Source organism: Methylibium sp. Root1272, assembly GCF_001425905.1.
In the GTDB taxonomy this organism is placed as follows: domain Bacteria; phylum Pseudomonadota; class Gammaproteobacteria; order Burkholderiales; family Burkholderiaceae_C; genus Methylibium.
This window is the reverse complement of the sequence record NZ_LMDY01000012.1, coordinates 109,086-123,691: the sequence shown is the minus strand read 5'-3', so window position 1 is coordinate 123,691 and position 14,606 is coordinate 109,086. Positions and strand designations below refer to the sequence as shown.

11 protein-coding genes are annotated in these 14,606 nt (G+C 69.3%); 3 read left to right on the top strand and 8 right to left on the bottom strand.

Annotation, left to right across the window (positions count from 1 at the left end; translation table 11 throughout):
- Position 1: 1 nt before the first annotated feature.
- From ASC67_RS06370 to ASC67_RS06345, 6 genes are all read right to left on the bottom strand, one after another.
- Complete coding sequence (locus tag ASC67_RS06370) at positions 2-6,268, bottom strand: Hpt domain-containing protein (RefSeq protein WP_056316658.1); 6,267 nt, start codon at positions 6,266-6,268, stop codon at positions 2-4.
- Positions 6,269-6,326: 58 nt separating this feature from the next.
- The gene (locus ASC67_RS06365) at positions 6,327-8,651 is read right to left on the bottom strand and encodes a methyl-accepting chemotaxis protein (protein ID WP_056316654.1); all 2,325 of its coding nucleotides are present in this window, start codon (positions 8,649-8,651) and stop codon (positions 6,327-6,329) included.
- Positions 8,652-8,712: 61 nt separating this feature from the next.
- The gene (locus tag ASC67_RS06360; RefSeq protein WP_056316652.1) at positions 8,713-9,237 is read right to left on the bottom strand and encodes a chemotaxis protein CheW; all 525 of its coding nucleotides are present in this window, start codon (positions 9,235-9,237) and stop codon (positions 8,713-8,715) included.
- Positions 9,238-9,276: 39 nt separating this feature from the next.
- The gene (locus ASC67_RS06355) at positions 9,277-9,642 is read right to left on the bottom strand and encodes a PleD family two-component system response regulator (RefSeq protein ID WP_056318193.1); all 366 of its coding nucleotides are present in this window, start codon (positions 9,640-9,642) and stop codon (positions 9,277-9,279) included.
- 75 nt (positions 9,643-9,717) lie between these two features.
- Positions 9,718-10,131: a PleD family two-component system response regulator gene (locus ASC67_RS06350; protein WP_200946857.1), complete on the bottom strand. Its 414-nt coding sequence runs from the start codon at positions 10,129-10,131 to the stop codon at positions 9,718-9,720.
- A gap of 38 nt (positions 10,132-10,169) precedes the next feature.
- A complete protein-coding gene (locus tag ASC67_RS06345; RefSeq protein WP_011830767.1) occupies positions 10,170-10,322 on the bottom strand; it encodes a rubredoxin in 153 nt (50 codons plus the stop codon).
- Between the two features lie 179 nt (positions 10,323-10,501).
- Here ASC67_RS06345 and ASC67_RS06340 point away from each other — a divergent pair, with 179 nt between their 5' ends.
- Genes ASC67_RS06340 through ASC67_RS06330 form a run of 3 tightly spaced genes read left to right on the top strand, consistent with a single transcriptional unit; the run spans position 10,502 to position 13,635 of the window.
- Positions 10,502-11,461 (top strand): bifunctional hydroxymethylpyrimidine kinase/phosphomethylpyrimidine kinase, encoded by a 960-nt coding sequence (locus ASC67_RS06340; RefSeq protein WP_056316648.1) that lies wholly within the window; start codon positions 10,502-10,504, stop codon positions 11,459-11,461.
- 16 nt (positions 11,462-11,477) lie between these two features.
- Positions 11,478-12,788 carry a glutamate-1-semialdehyde 2,1-aminomutase gene (gene hemL, locus ASC67_RS06335; RefSeq protein ID WP_056318186.1) on the top strand — a complete coding sequence of 437 codons (1,311 nt, stop codon included), beginning with the start codon at positions 11,478-11,480 and terminating at the stop codon, positions 12,786-12,788.
- Between the two features lie 16 nt (positions 12,789-12,804).
- The gene (locus ASC67_RS06330; protein ID WP_056316645.1) at positions 12,805-13,635 is read left to right on the top strand and encodes a D-hexose-6-phosphate mutarotase; all 831 of its coding nucleotides are present in this window, start codon (positions 12,805-12,807) and stop codon (positions 13,633-13,635) included.
- 12 nt (positions 13,636-13,647) lie between these two features.
- On the opposite strand, the gene ASC67_RS06325 is transcribed toward ASC67_RS06330, so the two are convergent.
- Together ASC67_RS06325 and ASC67_RS06320 are read right to left on the bottom strand one after the other, a co-directional pair.
- The gene (locus ASC67_RS06325) at positions 13,648-14,121 is read right to left on the bottom strand and encodes a DUF6152 family protein (protein ID WP_056316643.1); all 474 of its coding nucleotides are present in this window, start codon (positions 14,119-14,121) and stop codon (positions 13,648-13,650) included.
- Between the two features lie 19 nt (positions 14,122-14,140).
- Entirely contained in the window at positions 14,141-14,593 is a 453-nt protein-coding gene (locus ASC67_RS06320; RefSeq protein ID WP_056316639.1) for a hypothetical protein, read from the bottom strand.
- Positions 14,594-14,606 lie beyond the last annotated feature (13 nt).

Here is a 14,606-nt window from a genome sequence, read left to right as displayed (position 1 = left end):
ATCAGGCCGCGGCCAGCGGCATTGCGCAATAGCGGCCGATCAGCGCCAGCAGCTCTTCCTCGCTGTAGGGCTTGCCGAGGTAGTGGTTCACGCCGAGCTGCGACGCGTAGTCGCGGTGCTTCTGAGCGATGCGCGAGGTGATCATGATGACCGGCAGCGCCGCGAGCTGGGCATCGGCGCGGATGTTGCGCACGAGGTCGAAGCCGTCCATGCGCGGCATCTCGATGTCGGACAGCACCACCGACGGGCGCTCTTCCGCCAGGCGCTCCAGCGCTTCGAGGCCGTCCTTCGCCAGCAGCACACGGTAGCCCTCGCGCACCAGCAGGCGCTGCGTGACGCGCCGCACCGTGAGCGAGTCGTCGACCACCAGCACCAGCGGCGCAGCCTTCGCGGCCGGCGCGGTGGCCTCGATCAGGTCCGGAACGTCGCTCGCCTCGTGAGACGCCATTGCCTGGCGCGCCACGTCACCGTACACCGTGGCCAACGCCACAGGGTTGTAGATCAGTGATACCACGCCCGACGCCAGCAGCGTCATGCCCGCCAGCCCCGGCAGGCGCGACAGTTGCGGACCGAGGTTCTTGACCACGACTTCCTGATTGCCCAGCACCTCGTCGACATGCAGCGCAACGCGCTGCTGCGCCGAGCGCACGACGACGACCGGCAGCGAGCGCCCCACCAGTTCGGTGCCGCGCCGACTGAGCTGCAGCAGCGCACCGAGCCAGAAGAACGGCAACGAGTGACCCGCATACGGGTAGCTGCCGGACGCATAGGCCGCTGCCAGCTCGTCGGTGTTGGAGCGTCGGACCAGCTCGACCAGCGTGGCCGGAATCGCCACCGTCGCATTGCCGCTGCGCAGCATCACGACCTGGGTCACGGCCGTGGTGAGCGGCAGGATCAGCCTGAAGCTGGCGCCCTGGCCCGCAGCGCTGGCCGTCTCGATCCGGCCACCGACGGCGTTGACCTCGGCACGCACCACGTCCATACCGACACCGCGACCGGACAGCTCGGTCACCTTCTCGGCCGTGGTGAAGCCGGGCATGAAGATCAGGTTCGCGAGCTCAGCATCGCTGTGCGACGCATGGGGATCGATCAAGCCCATGGACGCGGCCTTGTCGCGGATCCGCGGCAGGTTCAGGCCGGCGCCGTCGTCGCGGAACTCCACGCTGACTTCATTGCCCTCCTGGTGCAGCGACACGACGATGGTCCCGATCGGGTCCTTGCCGGCCGCCGTGCGCAGCTCGGGCGACTCGATGCCATGCGTGATGCAATTGCGCAGCAGATGCTCGAACGCACCGGTCATGCGGTCCAGCACGCCGCGGTCGACTTCGATTGACCCGCCGATGATGTCGAGCCGCACCTGCTTGCCGGTTTCCTTGGCAGCCTGGCGCACGACGCGGTAGAGGCGGTCTGACAGGCCCTCGAACTCGACCATGCGCGTGCGCAGCAGGTCGTCCTGCAGGTCGCGGGTCAGGCGCGCCTGGGCTGCCAGCTCGTCTTCCGCCGTTTCCAGCGTACGCTGCAAGGTGCGCTGCACGGTGGCCACGTCGTTGACCGACTCGGCCATCATCCGCGTCAGCTCCTGGAAGCGTGTGAAGCGGTCGAACTCCAGCGGGTCGAAGGACTGCGCAGCGGCCTTGGCCGCCTCCATGCGCGTGCTCATCTGGGTTTCCGCCTGCAGCTCGATGTCGCGGAGCTGGCCGCGCAGGCGCTCGAGGTTGTCGGTCAGGTCGCCGAGAGAATTCTTGATCTGCCCGACCTGCGACTCCAGACGCGCTCGGGCGATGCTCACTTCGCCTGCCTCGTTGACCATGCGATCGAGCAGCTGGGTGCGCACCCGCACCGCGGCAACCGACGCCAGCGGGATGGCCTTCTCGGCCACCACCGCCATCGGCACGTCTGCCCCCTGTGCAAAGCGTGCCCAGTCGATCGCCGGCCCCGGAGGGACCGCCGTTGCTTCCGGGGCAGGCTCCGGCGTCGTGAGCAACTCCTCGGCCAGACCCGGCGGCAGCTCGATCGCGGCCGCGTCGAGCGCGGCAGTCTCGTCGAGCGGCGGCCAGGCGGTGGTCACCACCGGCGCTTCCGGCGTATCGATCAGCGGCTGCACCGCCTCCTGCGCGGCGGCATAGGCCTGCGCATCTCGCTGGCACAGAGCCTCGAACGTGGCATTGAGGCCATCTGCACGGCCGAGCAGTTGCTCGACCTCGTGCTCGGTCGCCGCCTCGCGCGCCAGCAGGTGTTCAATCGCGGTCTCGAGGCGGTGCGCCAGTTCGCCCAGGCGCATCGCGCCGGCCAGGCGAGCGCCGCCCTTGAGCGTATGCAGAGTCCGCATGCCCGCTGCGGCATGCGACACCTCGTGCGGCTGCTGCGTCCAGGCTCGCAGGTGGGCCGCAAGCTCGGGCAGCAGTTCCTGCGCCTCTTCCTCGAAGAACGGGAACAGGTCGGGGTCGACCGCGTCGACGGCGTCGATGTCCTCGTCGCTGTCAAGCGCCGCCATGCGGGCCGCGCGCTGCGGTTCGACAGGCAGCGGCGCCAACGGCTTGAATTCGGCCTGCCCCAGGTCGACGACGGCCGCTGAAGCCGCCGGCACGTCGGCGACGGGCTCGATATCCATCGCCGCGGATTCGGGCACCTCGATCGCGGCGCCGGACGCGGTGTCCTGCGGCGCACTGGCCTGCGCCTCGACGCGCCGCACGAGGTCGAGCTCGTGCGCGGCCAAGCGATCAAGAAGCTCCGGGCTGGGCGCCTTGAGGAAGCCGGCGGCGAACTGGTGCAGCAGGCGGCGCACTTCGTCGGCGACATCCACGTACAACTGCGCGTCGGCGCTGGTTCCACGGCCCAGCGCCTGCGAATGCACCAGCGCGTGCTCGAGCTGCCGCGCCAGCAACGACAGGTCGCCGAAGCCGACCGTGGCGGAACTGCCTGCCAGCGAGTGAGCCAGCGAGATGGCCGACTCGCCGACGGGGCGGTGCAGCTCGTGCGCCCATTCGGACAATTCGGTCCCGAGTCGACGCGACAGCTCGTCGGCTTCGTTCAGATAGATGTTGAACAGCGGAATGCCGATTTGCAGCGGCCCGACGATCTTGACTTGCTCGCTGGGCGGCTCGCCGACGGCAGCCGCTTCGGTCGACACATCGCGCTCCTCTGCGCCGTCGACCGGGGGCGGTAGCTCGCCCGCGCGCGAGGGCTCCAGGGCGACCACGATGTCACCCGGTTCGAAAGGCGTGGTGTCGGAGTCCGCGGCGTCGTCGAATGGAACGGCCGGCGTACCGTCCTCCCGGGCCACCGCGATCGGCGACGGCTCGAGGGCCTGCACCACCTCGGCGCTGGGCAGCAGCGGTTCGATCAGCGCCGGCGTTTCGTTGCCCGGATCGGCCACGACGCCCTCGGCCAGCTCCGGCACCTCGAGATCGAAGGTAGTGATCGACTCCAGGATCGGCACCGCCGACGGCAACTCCTCGAGTGGCAGTGGCTCGGTCGCGGCGTGCTCGAAGGCCGGCGCGGGGTCGAGCGCGTCCAGGCCCTCGATCGTCGGCAACGCCGACGCGGCAATGGCAGGTGACTCCGCTGCGGGCAAGGCATCGCCCAGGTCGAAGGTGAATTCGAGGCCTGGGACCGGCGCGGACTCTTCGGCCATTTCGGCTGCCGGAGCCGCGGGAGCAGGCAGGTCGAGGTCGCTGGCCGGCGGCAGCGCAAAACTCAGCGGCACGGGCAACGGCGCAATCGGGACCAGCGGTGCGCTGGAGGCCACGAGGCGCTGGTAACGCCCCTCGAGCCGCATGGCGTCGGCAGACTGGCGCAGCGGCGCGCTGTACCAGCCTGCGGCGTCACCGCGGGCGATGGCCTCGACCCAGTGGCCCAGGTGATCCAGGGCATCGCCGGTCGTCTGCAGCAGGTCGTCGCTGGCGGGCCGCTGGCTGGCCAGCAGGTCGTTGTAGAGCTGTTCACAGGCCCAGGATGCTTCGCCGAACTCGCGCAGCCCGACCATCCGCGAACTGCCCTTGAAGGTGTGGAAGGACCGCCGCACCGTGGTGAGCTGCTCCACGTCGCCGGGACTGTCGCTCAAGGCGACGAGCGCCGTGCGCGCGGTGTCCAGAACCTCGCGCGCTTCCTCGAGGAAGATCTCGCGCATCTCGTCGTCGCCCTCGAGCCCGGTCTGCTGGACCGGCGCTGCCGGCGTCAGCGACATCAGCGGCATGCGGCTCGACACCGGCGCGGCATCGAGGCCGATCGGGTCGGAAGCTGTCGAGACGAACTCGGCCAGGGCACCGACCACCTGCTCGCGCACGCGCGCCTCGGTCTCGCGCTGGGCGAACGGCGCCTCGGCGCGATCGAGCGCAGCCTGCGCGCTCGACAGGCTGGCCACCAGATCCGGCTGGGCCGCCACGCCCGGCTGCAGCACGAGGCGTTCGAGCTCGCGCGAGACCTCGGCCAGTGGCATCGCCTCAGTGGCCGCGGTCGACAGCGTCTGCGCCTGCGCAATCAGCGACGGCTCGAGCCGTGGTGCGGCAGCCTCCTCGAGGGGCGTGCTGTGACGGCCCAGCTGCGAGCTCAGCAGGCCGCTGGCGGCGTCGAAGCGGAACAGCGACTTGGCCACCTGGGGCTGCACGCCCAGCAGGTCGATCATGAAGCTCAGCGCGCTGAGGTTGCCGGCGAGACGCTCGAAGAGCGGTTGCTCGTGCCGCGCCTGGTCGCCTGCCGAGACCAGGGTGTCGACGTCGTCGCGCATGCGCAGCACGGCGTGGGTCGCCTGGTCAAGGCCGAGCACCGACATCACGCCGCGCATCGCCTGCAACTGCGCCGGCACCGGCATCAGCACCGCCGGGTCGGACGGTGCGCGGAAGAACTGGTCGATCAGCTTCTCGGATTCGGACAGCGACGCGCGCAGCTCCTGCACCACGCTGCCCATCGTCTGGCGATCGGACACCCGACGGTAGAGCTCCTCCATCCAGGTCTCGAGCGGCTCGGGCGCTGCTCCCCCGAGCACCGCGTCGACGCGCTGCGCCAGGCGCTGCACGCGCTCGGCCTGCTCAGGTTGGTCGAACGCGCCGTCCTCGAGCGCGGCCTCGAGATAGAGCACGCTGGTGGCTGTCTCCATGGCCAGCGCCGGCGGCGGCACCGCACCGGCCTGCACGGACGCGCCCACCGCGCGAGACAGTGCATCACCGAGCTGGTCGCCACTGGGCACCAGCCGCTTGAGCGAATCGGCCACCAGCGCGAACTGCTCGTTCAGGCCCGGCAGCCGGTGCATTTCACCGCCGGCCACCGCCGACCAAGAGTCTTTGGCTGTGGCGACGCGCTTGCGGGCCTGCGTGATCCACGCCGGGTCGTAGCGGCCGAGCTGGACGGCGTTGTAATCGGCCGGGACGGCCTCGCGTGTGGCCGGGTAGGTGCTGCGCACCGCCTGCAGGCGCGGCGCCTCCCCGACGGCGGGGGCCGCGGCCTGCGTGCAGAAGAAGTGCAGATCGCGCGCGAGCCGTTCGCCGGCCGCCAGATCGCCACGCTGCTGGCTGCGCAGCTGCGCGAGCAAGCGCGATGTCATGCGCTTGGCATAAACGTCGGGCACCAGCAAGCCGACGGACTGGGCCTCGAAGAAGGCGGCCGCGAGCTGCCACAGGGTCTTCGTCTGCGACTGCTCCGAACCGACAGCGAGCCCCGCGCTCAGGTCGCTCAGGCGCTGCGTCACGTCGACGCCCGGCTTGCGCATCAGCGTGAGGACCTGAGATTCGAACTCGGCGACGATCGCCGCGTCGGCACCGCGCGGCGCGACGCCGGGCTCGCCCGGCACCACATGCCACTGCCAGTCCTGCGGCCACAGGTCGGCCGGGTGGATGCGCTCGGCGCCGGCCAACTCCTGGACCGCGCGGTACTGCGGGAACAGCGCTACCGACGACACCGGCTTGCCGGCGAGTCGCCGCGCCAGGAAATCGTGCAGCGCGAACGAGGCCCGCTCGATCGTCTCGACCGCGGCCAGGTCGAGCTTGTGGGGCTTGGAGATGTAGCGCTGGACCGCGGCCTCGCTGCCGCGCAGCAGCGCGGCACCGGCCGGCAGGCCGACCAGTTCGAGCACGCCGACGCCCTGGTGGATCTGCTGCCGCGCCGCGCGCAACTGGGCCGGCTCGACGTCGTCGAGGTCGGAGCCGAAGGTGGATTCGGTTTCCTTCAGCGTGCGGCGCAGCGCCTTGTGCGCAGCGTCGAGTGACTTGCGCAGCTCCTCCTGAACCCAGGCCAGGGCACTGACGTCGTCGAGGGTGTCGTGTGGGCTGTCCATCCGCTGCTCGGTCCGGTGACGGGTCTGCGCTGTGCGCCGAAGAAGCTGCCGCGCGGCTTCAGTCGATCTTGAATCGCGCGACCGAAGCCTTCAGCTCCTCGGCCGTGCGCGACAGTTCCCGCACCAGCTGCGCGGTCGAGCGGGTGCCGTCCCCGGTCTGCTCGGTCACCGCGAAGATGTGCTGGATGTTGGCCGCCACGATGTTGGCGGACTGCGCCTCGCGCGAGGCTTCGGCCGAGATCGCCTCGATCAGCTCGGCGAGCTGGCGCGACACGCGGTCGATCTCGCCCAGCGCGGTGCCTGCGTTGTCGGACAGCTTGGCTCCCTCGACCACACCCTGCGTCGATCGCTCCATGGCCGCCACCGCGTCCTGGGTGTCGGTCTGAATGGTCTTCACCAGCGCGGCAATCTGCTTGGTCGCGTCGCCCGAGCGTTCGGCCAGTCGCTGCACTTCCTCGGCCACGACCGAGAAGCCGCGGCCCGCTTCACCGGCCGAGGCCGCCTGGATAGCGGCGTTCAGCGCCAGCACGTTGGTCTGCTCGGTAATGTCGGAGATCAGCTCGGTGATTTCGCCGATCTCCTGCGAGCTTTCGCCAAGCCGCTTGATGCGCTTGGACGTGTCCTGGATCTGGTCGCGCAGCGTGTTCATGCCGCCGATCGCGTTCTGCACCGCCTGCAGGCCGGACTCGGCGGCCATCAGCGACTGCCGCGCGACCTGGGCCGACTGCGTGGCCTGCGCCGACACGTCATTGATGCGACCGGCCATCTGCAACACCGATTCGCCGGTCTCGCGGATCTCGCGCAGCTGTTCGTCGGAGGCCGCCAGCAGTTCGGTGGACGTCGCCTCGACCTGCGTCGTGGTCTCCGTCATCCGCGACACCGAGCCCTGCACCTGCGACACCAGGGTGCGCAGTTCTTCGACGGTGTAGTTCACCGAATCGGCGATCGCGCCGGTGATGTCCTCTGTCACCGTGGCCTGCTGCGTCAGGTCACCTTCTGCGACCGTCTGCAGTTCATTCATCAGCCGCAGAATCGCCGCCTGGTTGGCGTCGTTGACGCGCTTGGCTTCCTGCTCCTGCCGTTCCGCTTCCTCGCGTTGCAGGTTGGCGACCGAGGCACGCTGGCGCTGATCCTGCAGGTAGACGTAAAGCAGACCGGCGATACCGGCCAGCGCCAGCAGCACCGATGCCACGATCACCAGCAGGTTGAAGGCCCCCAACCCGGTGCGACCTTGCAACTGGGCTTGAACGGCCTGGAACCCGACCCGCAGCGGCTCGCTGTCGGCCAGGATCGACGACTGCGCCTCGCGCGCTGCAACCAGACCCTGCAGATTGCCCAGGATGGAGCCCGCCAGCGTGCGGGTCTCCTCGAACTGCTTCAGCAGCGCCTGCAGGCGTTCGCGTGTCGCGGCGTCGCGGGTTCCCGGCAGCCGCAGATCGGCATTGCCGTCGAGCAGCCCCTGGGCGATCTCCTTGAAGGAGTTCAGATCCTTGCCGAGCAGGAACACCGCTTCGGGCGACACACCCTCGACGGTGAGGAACTCGTTGGCCGACTTGCCGATGCGCTGCGTGAGCATCACAAGTTGTCCCACGGCCGACAGTTCGGACGGCGAGGCGTCCTGTTGTAGTTTCAGCGACGACACCGTCTCGGCGATCTCCAGCAGGTCGGACGACTGGCGGTTGATGCCGCGCAGCGCCTGCCCCACCTGCGTCAGCGTCAGCTGCTGCGCCAGCACGGTGTTGGTGTTCTTCTCGGCCTTGTCGATCAGCGGCATCAGCGGCTCGATCAGCGGTTGCACGCCGACCGGGGCCGCGCTGACCATCTCGTTGCCGCCCTGTAATCCGCGCGACGCCATGGCCAGGACGCCGGCGCTCTCCTTCACCTCGGGGAAGGCCGAGGCGTTGCCGATCAGAGCTTGCGAAACCGACTTCGCAAGCCGTTGCGACTGCATCAGCACGTCGCCGGTCGCGGCCACCTGACCGGCGCTGCGGTCGGCCGAGGTCAGCGCGGCCACGGTGACCACCACCAAACCGAGCAGACCCACGAACAACATGCCGCCCAGCACCCGCTGCTGGCTGCCGACCGAGAGGCCACCGATCAAAGGCAGCGCGGCGCCCACGGCAGCGGCGCCGCCACTGTTCTCGACACGCGTCTCGCTGAAGCCATCGCTCAGCTCGGACGGCGCCGATTCGGAGATGATCGAAGAGTCGTCGTGCGCGACCGGCGGCGGCATGGCCGTCGTGTCGAGCGCGGCACTGCCATCGTGACTCCCGACCACGAGGTCCTCGGCCATCGGATAGGCGTCGTCGAACGGCAGGTCGTCGGCCGGATCGTCCTGCGACTTGCGCTGGCCCAGATTCTTGAACTTGTTCAGAAAGCTCATAAACGCCTCTCGCTCACCTCGGTGATTCGGTCGCGGTGCACCGGTGCGCTGCAGTCAGCGTTCACCGGGCGATCCTCAGGAATGCCTCTTCGCCGGCCAGTTCCGCCAGCACGATCTCCTGCCAGCGCCGGCCGCCGGCGTCGGCATAGCTGGTGCCGGCGAAGGCCGGATGGGCCGCCTCGTCAGGCACGACCCGCAGCTGGTCGGCCGAGCGCAGGCCGGCGAGTCGATCGACCAGCAAGGCGCAGTTGACTTCCAGCGCCGGATTGAACGCGATCAGTCGCGACTGGGCTCCGAGTTCCTGGAGCGGCGCCACGCGCAGGCCGAGGAAGACCGCCAGGTCGACCACGCCGTGAAGGCGCCCGCGCAGGTTGGCCACACCGAGAAACCAGGCCCTGGTGTGCGGCACCGGCATCAGCGCCGTCAGCGGAAAGATCTCGCCCGCCTGCCCCAGCGGCAGCAATACGCCTTGCCCGCCGCACTCGACGGCCAGCCAAGTGGCCGTCTCGGACTTCTGCAGTCGCGCGGCCTGCAGCCGCTCGGCGAGCCGGGTCTGCAGTTCACGCAGCGCTTCCTTCTTGGCCATGCCGTGGCGACTCGGTTGCGGTGGAGATTGACCGGCGGCTCAGTCGAACGCGCGGATCTTGGCGATCAGCTCGTCGGCGTCGACCGGCTTGACCACGTAGTCGCGTGCGCCCTGGCGCATGCCCCAGACCTTGTCGGTCTCCTGATTCTTGCTGGTGCACATGATCACCGGTACATCGGTGAAGCGCGCGTCTCGGGTGATGGCACGAGTGAGCTGAAACCCGTTCTGCCCCGGCATCACGACATCCATCAAGATCAGGTCGGGCTTCTCCTCGCCGAGCCGACGCATGGCCTCCTCGCCGTTCTCGGCGGTGCGCACCTGATAGCCGCGCTTGACGAGCAGTTCGGACAGGAAATGCAGTTCGGTCTTGGAATCGTCGACGAGCAGGATCTTCGCGATCGTCATGGTGGTGTCCTCAAACTTGCGCGGGCAATCGGGGCGCCGCGTCTGCTGCGCCAAGCCGGGCGCGACCCGGCACGGTCACGCAACGCGGCGGTGCTGTTCCACCGCTCGCAGCAACTGGTCTTTGGTGAAAGGCTTGGTCAGGTAGTCCTCGGAGCCGACCATGCGGCCCCGTGCCTTGTCGAACAGGCCGTCCTTCGAAGACAGCATGATCACCGGCACGCCGGAGAACTTGGGGTTGCGCTTGATGATGGCGCAGGTCTGGTAGCCGTCGAGCCGCGGCATCAGGATGTCGCAAAAGATGAGGTGCGGCTGGTGGTCATTGACTTTGGCCAGTGCATCGAAGCCATCCTCGGCCAGCACGACCATGTAGCCGCCCTGCTTCAGGAAGATCTCGGCGCTGCGCCGGATGGTGTTGCTGTCGTCGATGACGAGCACGCGGATGGCTTCGGCCGCTGCGGCCTCCCCGCGTTCCTGCCCTTCTTGCGTCAGCGCCTGATTCACAGGATGTGCTCCTCAGCGGCGGGTTGCTAGATCTGCACCATCTCGAAGTCCTCCTTGCGTGCGCCGCATTCGGGACAGGTCCAGTTCATCGGGACGTCGGCCCAGGCGGTACCCGCAGCGAGACCGTGCTCCGGATCCCCGGCGGCCTCGTCGTAGATCCATCCGCAGATGAGGCACATCCAGGTTTTCGATTCGCTCACGGTGTCTTGGCTGCTCACTACAATGACAAAAGATTGTAGCGATCGCCTTTGGCAAAAAATCAAGGGTTAGTGGGCACATACGCAACATTCCTCATCATTTTCTGGAACTCCGTGACTGCGTGCGCGGCCACGGCTCCAAGCCCTGATCGAACCCTCCGATGAACACGATCGCGTCCAGCGCTACCGAACCCACCGAGCCCACTGCGAGCGACGCGCCGCCGGCGTGCGTGATGAGCTTCAACGCCAGCGACCCGAGCGGTGCCGGCGGTCTGGCCGGCGACATCTCCACCATCGCCGCGATGGGCGCACATGCCTTGCCCGTTGTCACCGCCATCGTGATGCGCGACACCGCCGAGGTCTTCGAATCGCACGAGATCGAGGCCGACACCATCGTCGAGCAGGCCCGCAGCATCCTCGAGGACGTGACGATCTCGGCGTGGAAAGTCGGCTTTCTCGGCAGTGCCGAGGGCGTGGCCGGCGTCGCCGAGGTGCTGAGCGACTACCCCGACGTGCCCCTGGTCGCCTACCTGACCAGCGTGTCGTGGCTGGAAGAGGACGATCAGCAGGCCTACCAGGATGCCTACCGCGAATTGATCCTGCCGGCCACCGAGGTCCTGGTCGGCAACCAGCAGACCCTGGTCGATTTCCTGCTGCCCGAATGGGAGGCCGAGCGTCCGCCCTCGGCCCGCGAACTGGCGGTCGCCGCGGGCGAACTGGGCGCCAAGTATGTGCTGGTGACGGGCATCGCGCTGCCCGCCAGCCGCGGCGCCGAGGCCCAGGTCGATAACGTGCTGGCGTCGCCGCAAGGCGCGATCACCGGCGAGAAGTTCGAGCGCTTCGATGCCACCTTCCTCGGTGCGGGCGAAACACTCGCCGCCGCGTTGGCATCGCTGCTGGCGAGCGGGCAGGACCTCCATCTCGCGGTCTCGGAGGCGCTCAGCTTCCTCGACCAGGCACTGGACGCCGGTTTCCGCCCGGGCATGGGCAATGTGGTCCCCGATCGATTCTTCTGGGCGCTGCCGGAAGCGGAGCCCGGCGCCGAAGAAGACGGTCTGATGGGCGAGCCCGCCACCGACGACCTGCCATCCGCCGATCGCGGCCCACGCCGCATTCACTGACCGATTCGATTCCATGATGGCCGACTCGCGCAATGCCAGCCTGTTCGAACGGGCCCGCCGCAGCATCCCCGGCGGCGTGAATTCGCCGGTCCGCGCCTTCCGCGCGGTCGGCGGCACGCCGCGTTTCATCGCACGGGCCGACGGCGCCTACCTGTGGGACGCCGACGGCAAGCGCTACATCGACTACATCGGCTCCTGGGGGCCGATGATCCTGGGCCACGGCCACCCTGCCGTGCTCGAGGCCGTGCAGAGGGCCGCGACCGAGGGCTTCAGCTTCGGCGCCCCGACCGAGCGCGAGGTCGAACTGGCCGAAGAGATCCTGAAGTTGGTGCCCAGCGCCGAGCAGGTGCGCCTGGTGAGCTCGGGCACCGAGGCGGCGATGAGCGCGCTGCGGCTGGCGCGCGGTGCGACCGGCCGCTCGAAGATCGTCAAGTTCGAGGGCTGCTACCACGGCCATGCCGACGCCCTGCTGGTCAAGGCCGGCTCCGGCCTCGCGACCTTCGGCCACCCCACCTCGGCCGGCGTGCCCCCCGAGGTGGTCCAGCACACGCTGGTGCTGACCTACAACGACGTCATCGGACTCGAGGCGGCGTTCGATGCGCACGGCGCCGAGATTGCCTGCGTGATGATCGAGCCGATCGCCGGCAACATGAATTTCGTGCGGGCCAGCCTGCCGTTCATGAAGCGGCTGCGCGAGCTGTGCACGCAGCACGGGGCGCTGCTGGTGTTCGACGAGGTGATGACGGGGTTTCGCGTTGCGCTCGGCGGCGCCCAGAGCCTGTATGCGCAGGCGATCCCGGGCTTCAAGCCCGACCTCAGCGTGTTCGGCAAGGTCATCGGCGGCGGCATGCCGCTCGCGGCTTTCGCGGGGCCGCGAGCGATCATGGAACAGCTCGCGCCGCTCGGGCCGGTCTACCAGGCCGGCACGCTCAGTGGTAACCCGGTCGCCACCGCCTGCGGCCTGGCCACGCTGCGCGAGATCCAGAAGCCGGGCTTCTTCGAGGCGCTGGCAGCGAGCACGCGCGGTCTGCTCGACGGACTGCTGAGCGCGGCCGCCGCGGCCGGCGTGCCGATGGTCGGCGACTGCGAGGGCGGCATGTTCGGCTTCTTCTTCCCGAAGACGGCGCAAGCCGCTCTGCCGCAGAACTACGTCGAGGTGATGGCCACCGACGGCGAGCGCTTCAACCGCTACTTCCACGGCATGCTCGACCGCGGCGTGTACCTGGCGCCGGCGCTCTACGAAGCCGGCTTCGTCAGCGCCGCCCACACGCGGGCCGACATCGAGGCGACGCTCGCCGCAGCCCAAGCCACGCTGGCCGCGGCGTGATCGCGACCGGACCCGCATGGCGATGACCGAGGTGCTCGGCCAACCGGCCGTCGTCCTGCGAACCCCGGACGGCGCCCAGGCCACGGTGCTGCTGCACGGCGCCCACGTGGTGTCGTGGCAGCCCGCGGGGCAGTCGGAGCAGCTCTACCTGTCGCCGCGAGCGCAGGCCGGCCCGGGCAAGGCGGTGCGCGGCGGCATCCCGGTGATCTTTCCGCAGTTCGAACGCCGCGGACCGTTGCCGCGGCATGGGTTCGCGCGCGATCGTGCCTGGACGCTGGTCGAGCACGGCCCGCACCGCCAGCACGCCCAGGCCGTGCTGCGCCTGACCGATACCGAAGCCACCCGCGCGGTGTGGCCCCATGCGTTCGAGGCCGAGCTCACCGTCAGCCTGTCAGGCCGCACGCTCGAGATGGAACTGGCGGTGCTGAACACCGGCGAACGGACCTTCGAGTTCACGGCCGCGCTGCATACCTACCTGCGCTGCGACGATGTGCGCGAGGCGCGCGTCTCAGGGCTGCTGGGCAGTGACTTCGAGGACAGCCTGCGCGGCACGACACACCGCCAGGAGATCGAGCCGCAGGCGATCGTCGGCGAGATCGATCGCATCTACTGGAACGTCGCGTCTCCGGTGGTGCTGCAGGCGCCGCAGCAGCGCGTGGTGGTCAGCGCGGAAGGCTTCCCGGACCGCGTGCTCTGGAACCCCGGCGCCGAGAAGGCGGCGGCGCTGGCCGACCTGCCCGACGAGGACTGGCTGCAGATGCTGTGCATCGAGACCGGCTGCATCGGCCGCCCGGTGCTGCTGGCTGCGGGCCAGGAGTGGTTCGCGCGACAGACCCTGCAGGCCTGAGTCGGCCCGCGCTCAGGCCGGCGAAGAGCGCAGGCCGTAGGCCTGCCCGGCCACGAACAGGTACTCGGCCCGCAGCACCGCCTCGCCCTGTTCGCCACCGAAGGTGAAGCCCAGCAGGGCCAGCGACGTGCCGGGCCGGATTTCAGCGACCTTCCAGGCGTCCATGCGCGTCAGCGGTGCGAGTTCCACGTGCCACAGCCGGTCCTTGCGCGTCGGCAGCACCGCCGCGGCCAGCAACCCGGCTCCGTCGACCTGGGCACTCTGCGCGGGCAGCGGGCGCTTCGCCAGGTCGGCAGGCAGGCGCAGATCGGACGCCACCTCCAGGTCGAGTTCCACGTGCGGGTTGCGCCAGGCGACCCGGACCGCGCGCCCCTCGAGATAGATCGGGCGCCCCTGGTCGAAGCTGCTCCAGCCGTGATGGGCCTGCCCCCGCAGCGGCAGCACCGCTCCGGCACACGCGGCGAGCATCAGATGGCGACGTTTCATCGGCTTCTCCTTTCCGGCCTCAGGCGTAGGCGATCCAGCGACCGCAGATGATGACGGCGATCCATAGCCCCAGCGACAGCGCGGTCTGCGCGCGCGCCCAGGCGTCGAGCCGGCGCAGGCCGCCGCGGGCGTGGAAGATCGCGGCGTTGCTGCCGGCGGCGAGCAGCAGCGCCATCTTCAGCGCGAAGTAGCGGTTCGCCAGCAGGTCGCCGGGCTGGCTGCTGAACATCAGCACGCCCGACGCGGCCGCCACGCCGAAGCCCGCCAGCGTGACCGGCAGCGCGAGCCGCGCCAGCGCCGGCACGCTCAGGGTCGGCGCCGCGCCCCATACGCGCAGCTCGACCAGCACCAGGCTGCCGAGCAGCAGCGCGATGCCGCACACGTGCACGGCCTCGAGCGCCGGGTACAACCAGGGATGCTGAGCCAGCCAGGTCCAGGCCGGCAGCCCGAGTGGAACGGCTTGTGCTTCCATATTGCAGAAGGTA

What these genes read in the sequence shown, in the direction of transcription:
- ASC67_RS06355 (WP_056318193.1), bottom strand. Translation starts at nt 9,642, where the DNA reads ATGACGATCGCGAAGATCCTGCTCGTCGACGATTCCAAGACCGAACTG.
- hemL (WP_056318186.1), top strand. Translation starts at nt 11,478, where the DNA reads ATGGCCGACTCGCGCAATGCCAGCCTGTTCGAACGGGCCCGCCGCAGC.
- ASC67_RS06325 (WP_056316643.1), bottom strand. Translation starts at nt 14,121, where the DNA reads ATGAAACGTCGCCATCTGATGCTCGCCGCGTGTGCCGGAGCGGTGCTG.
- ASC67_RS06340 (WP_056316648.1), top strand. Translation starts at nt 10,502, where the DNA reads ATGAACACGATCGCGTCCAGCGCTACCGAACCCACCGAGCCCACTGCG.
- ASC67_RS06370 (WP_056316658.1), bottom strand. Translation starts at nt 6,268, where the DNA reads ATGGACAGCCCACACGACACCCTCGACGACGTCAGTGCCCTGGCCTGG.
- ASC67_RS06345 (WP_011830767.1), bottom strand. Translation starts at nt 10,322, where the DNA reads ATGTGCCTCATCTGCGGATGGATCTACGACGAGGCCGCCGGGGATCCG.
- ASC67_RS06365 (WP_056316654.1), bottom strand. Translation starts at nt 8,651, where the DNA reads ATGAGCTTTCTGAACAAGTTCAAGAATCTGGGCCAGCGCAAGTCGCAG.
- ASC67_RS06320 (WP_056316639.1), bottom strand. Translation starts at nt 14,593, where the DNA reads ATGGAAGCACAAGCCGTTCCACTCGGGCTGCCGGCCTGGACCTGGCTG.
- ASC67_RS06330 (WP_056316645.1), top strand. Translation starts at nt 12,805, where the DNA reads ATGGCGATGACCGAGGTGCTCGGCCAACCGGCCGTCGTCCTGCGAACC.
- ASC67_RS06360 (WP_056316652.1), bottom strand. Translation starts at nt 9,237, where the DNA reads ATGGCCAAGAAGGAAGCGCTGCGTGAACTGCAGACCCGGCTCGCCGAG.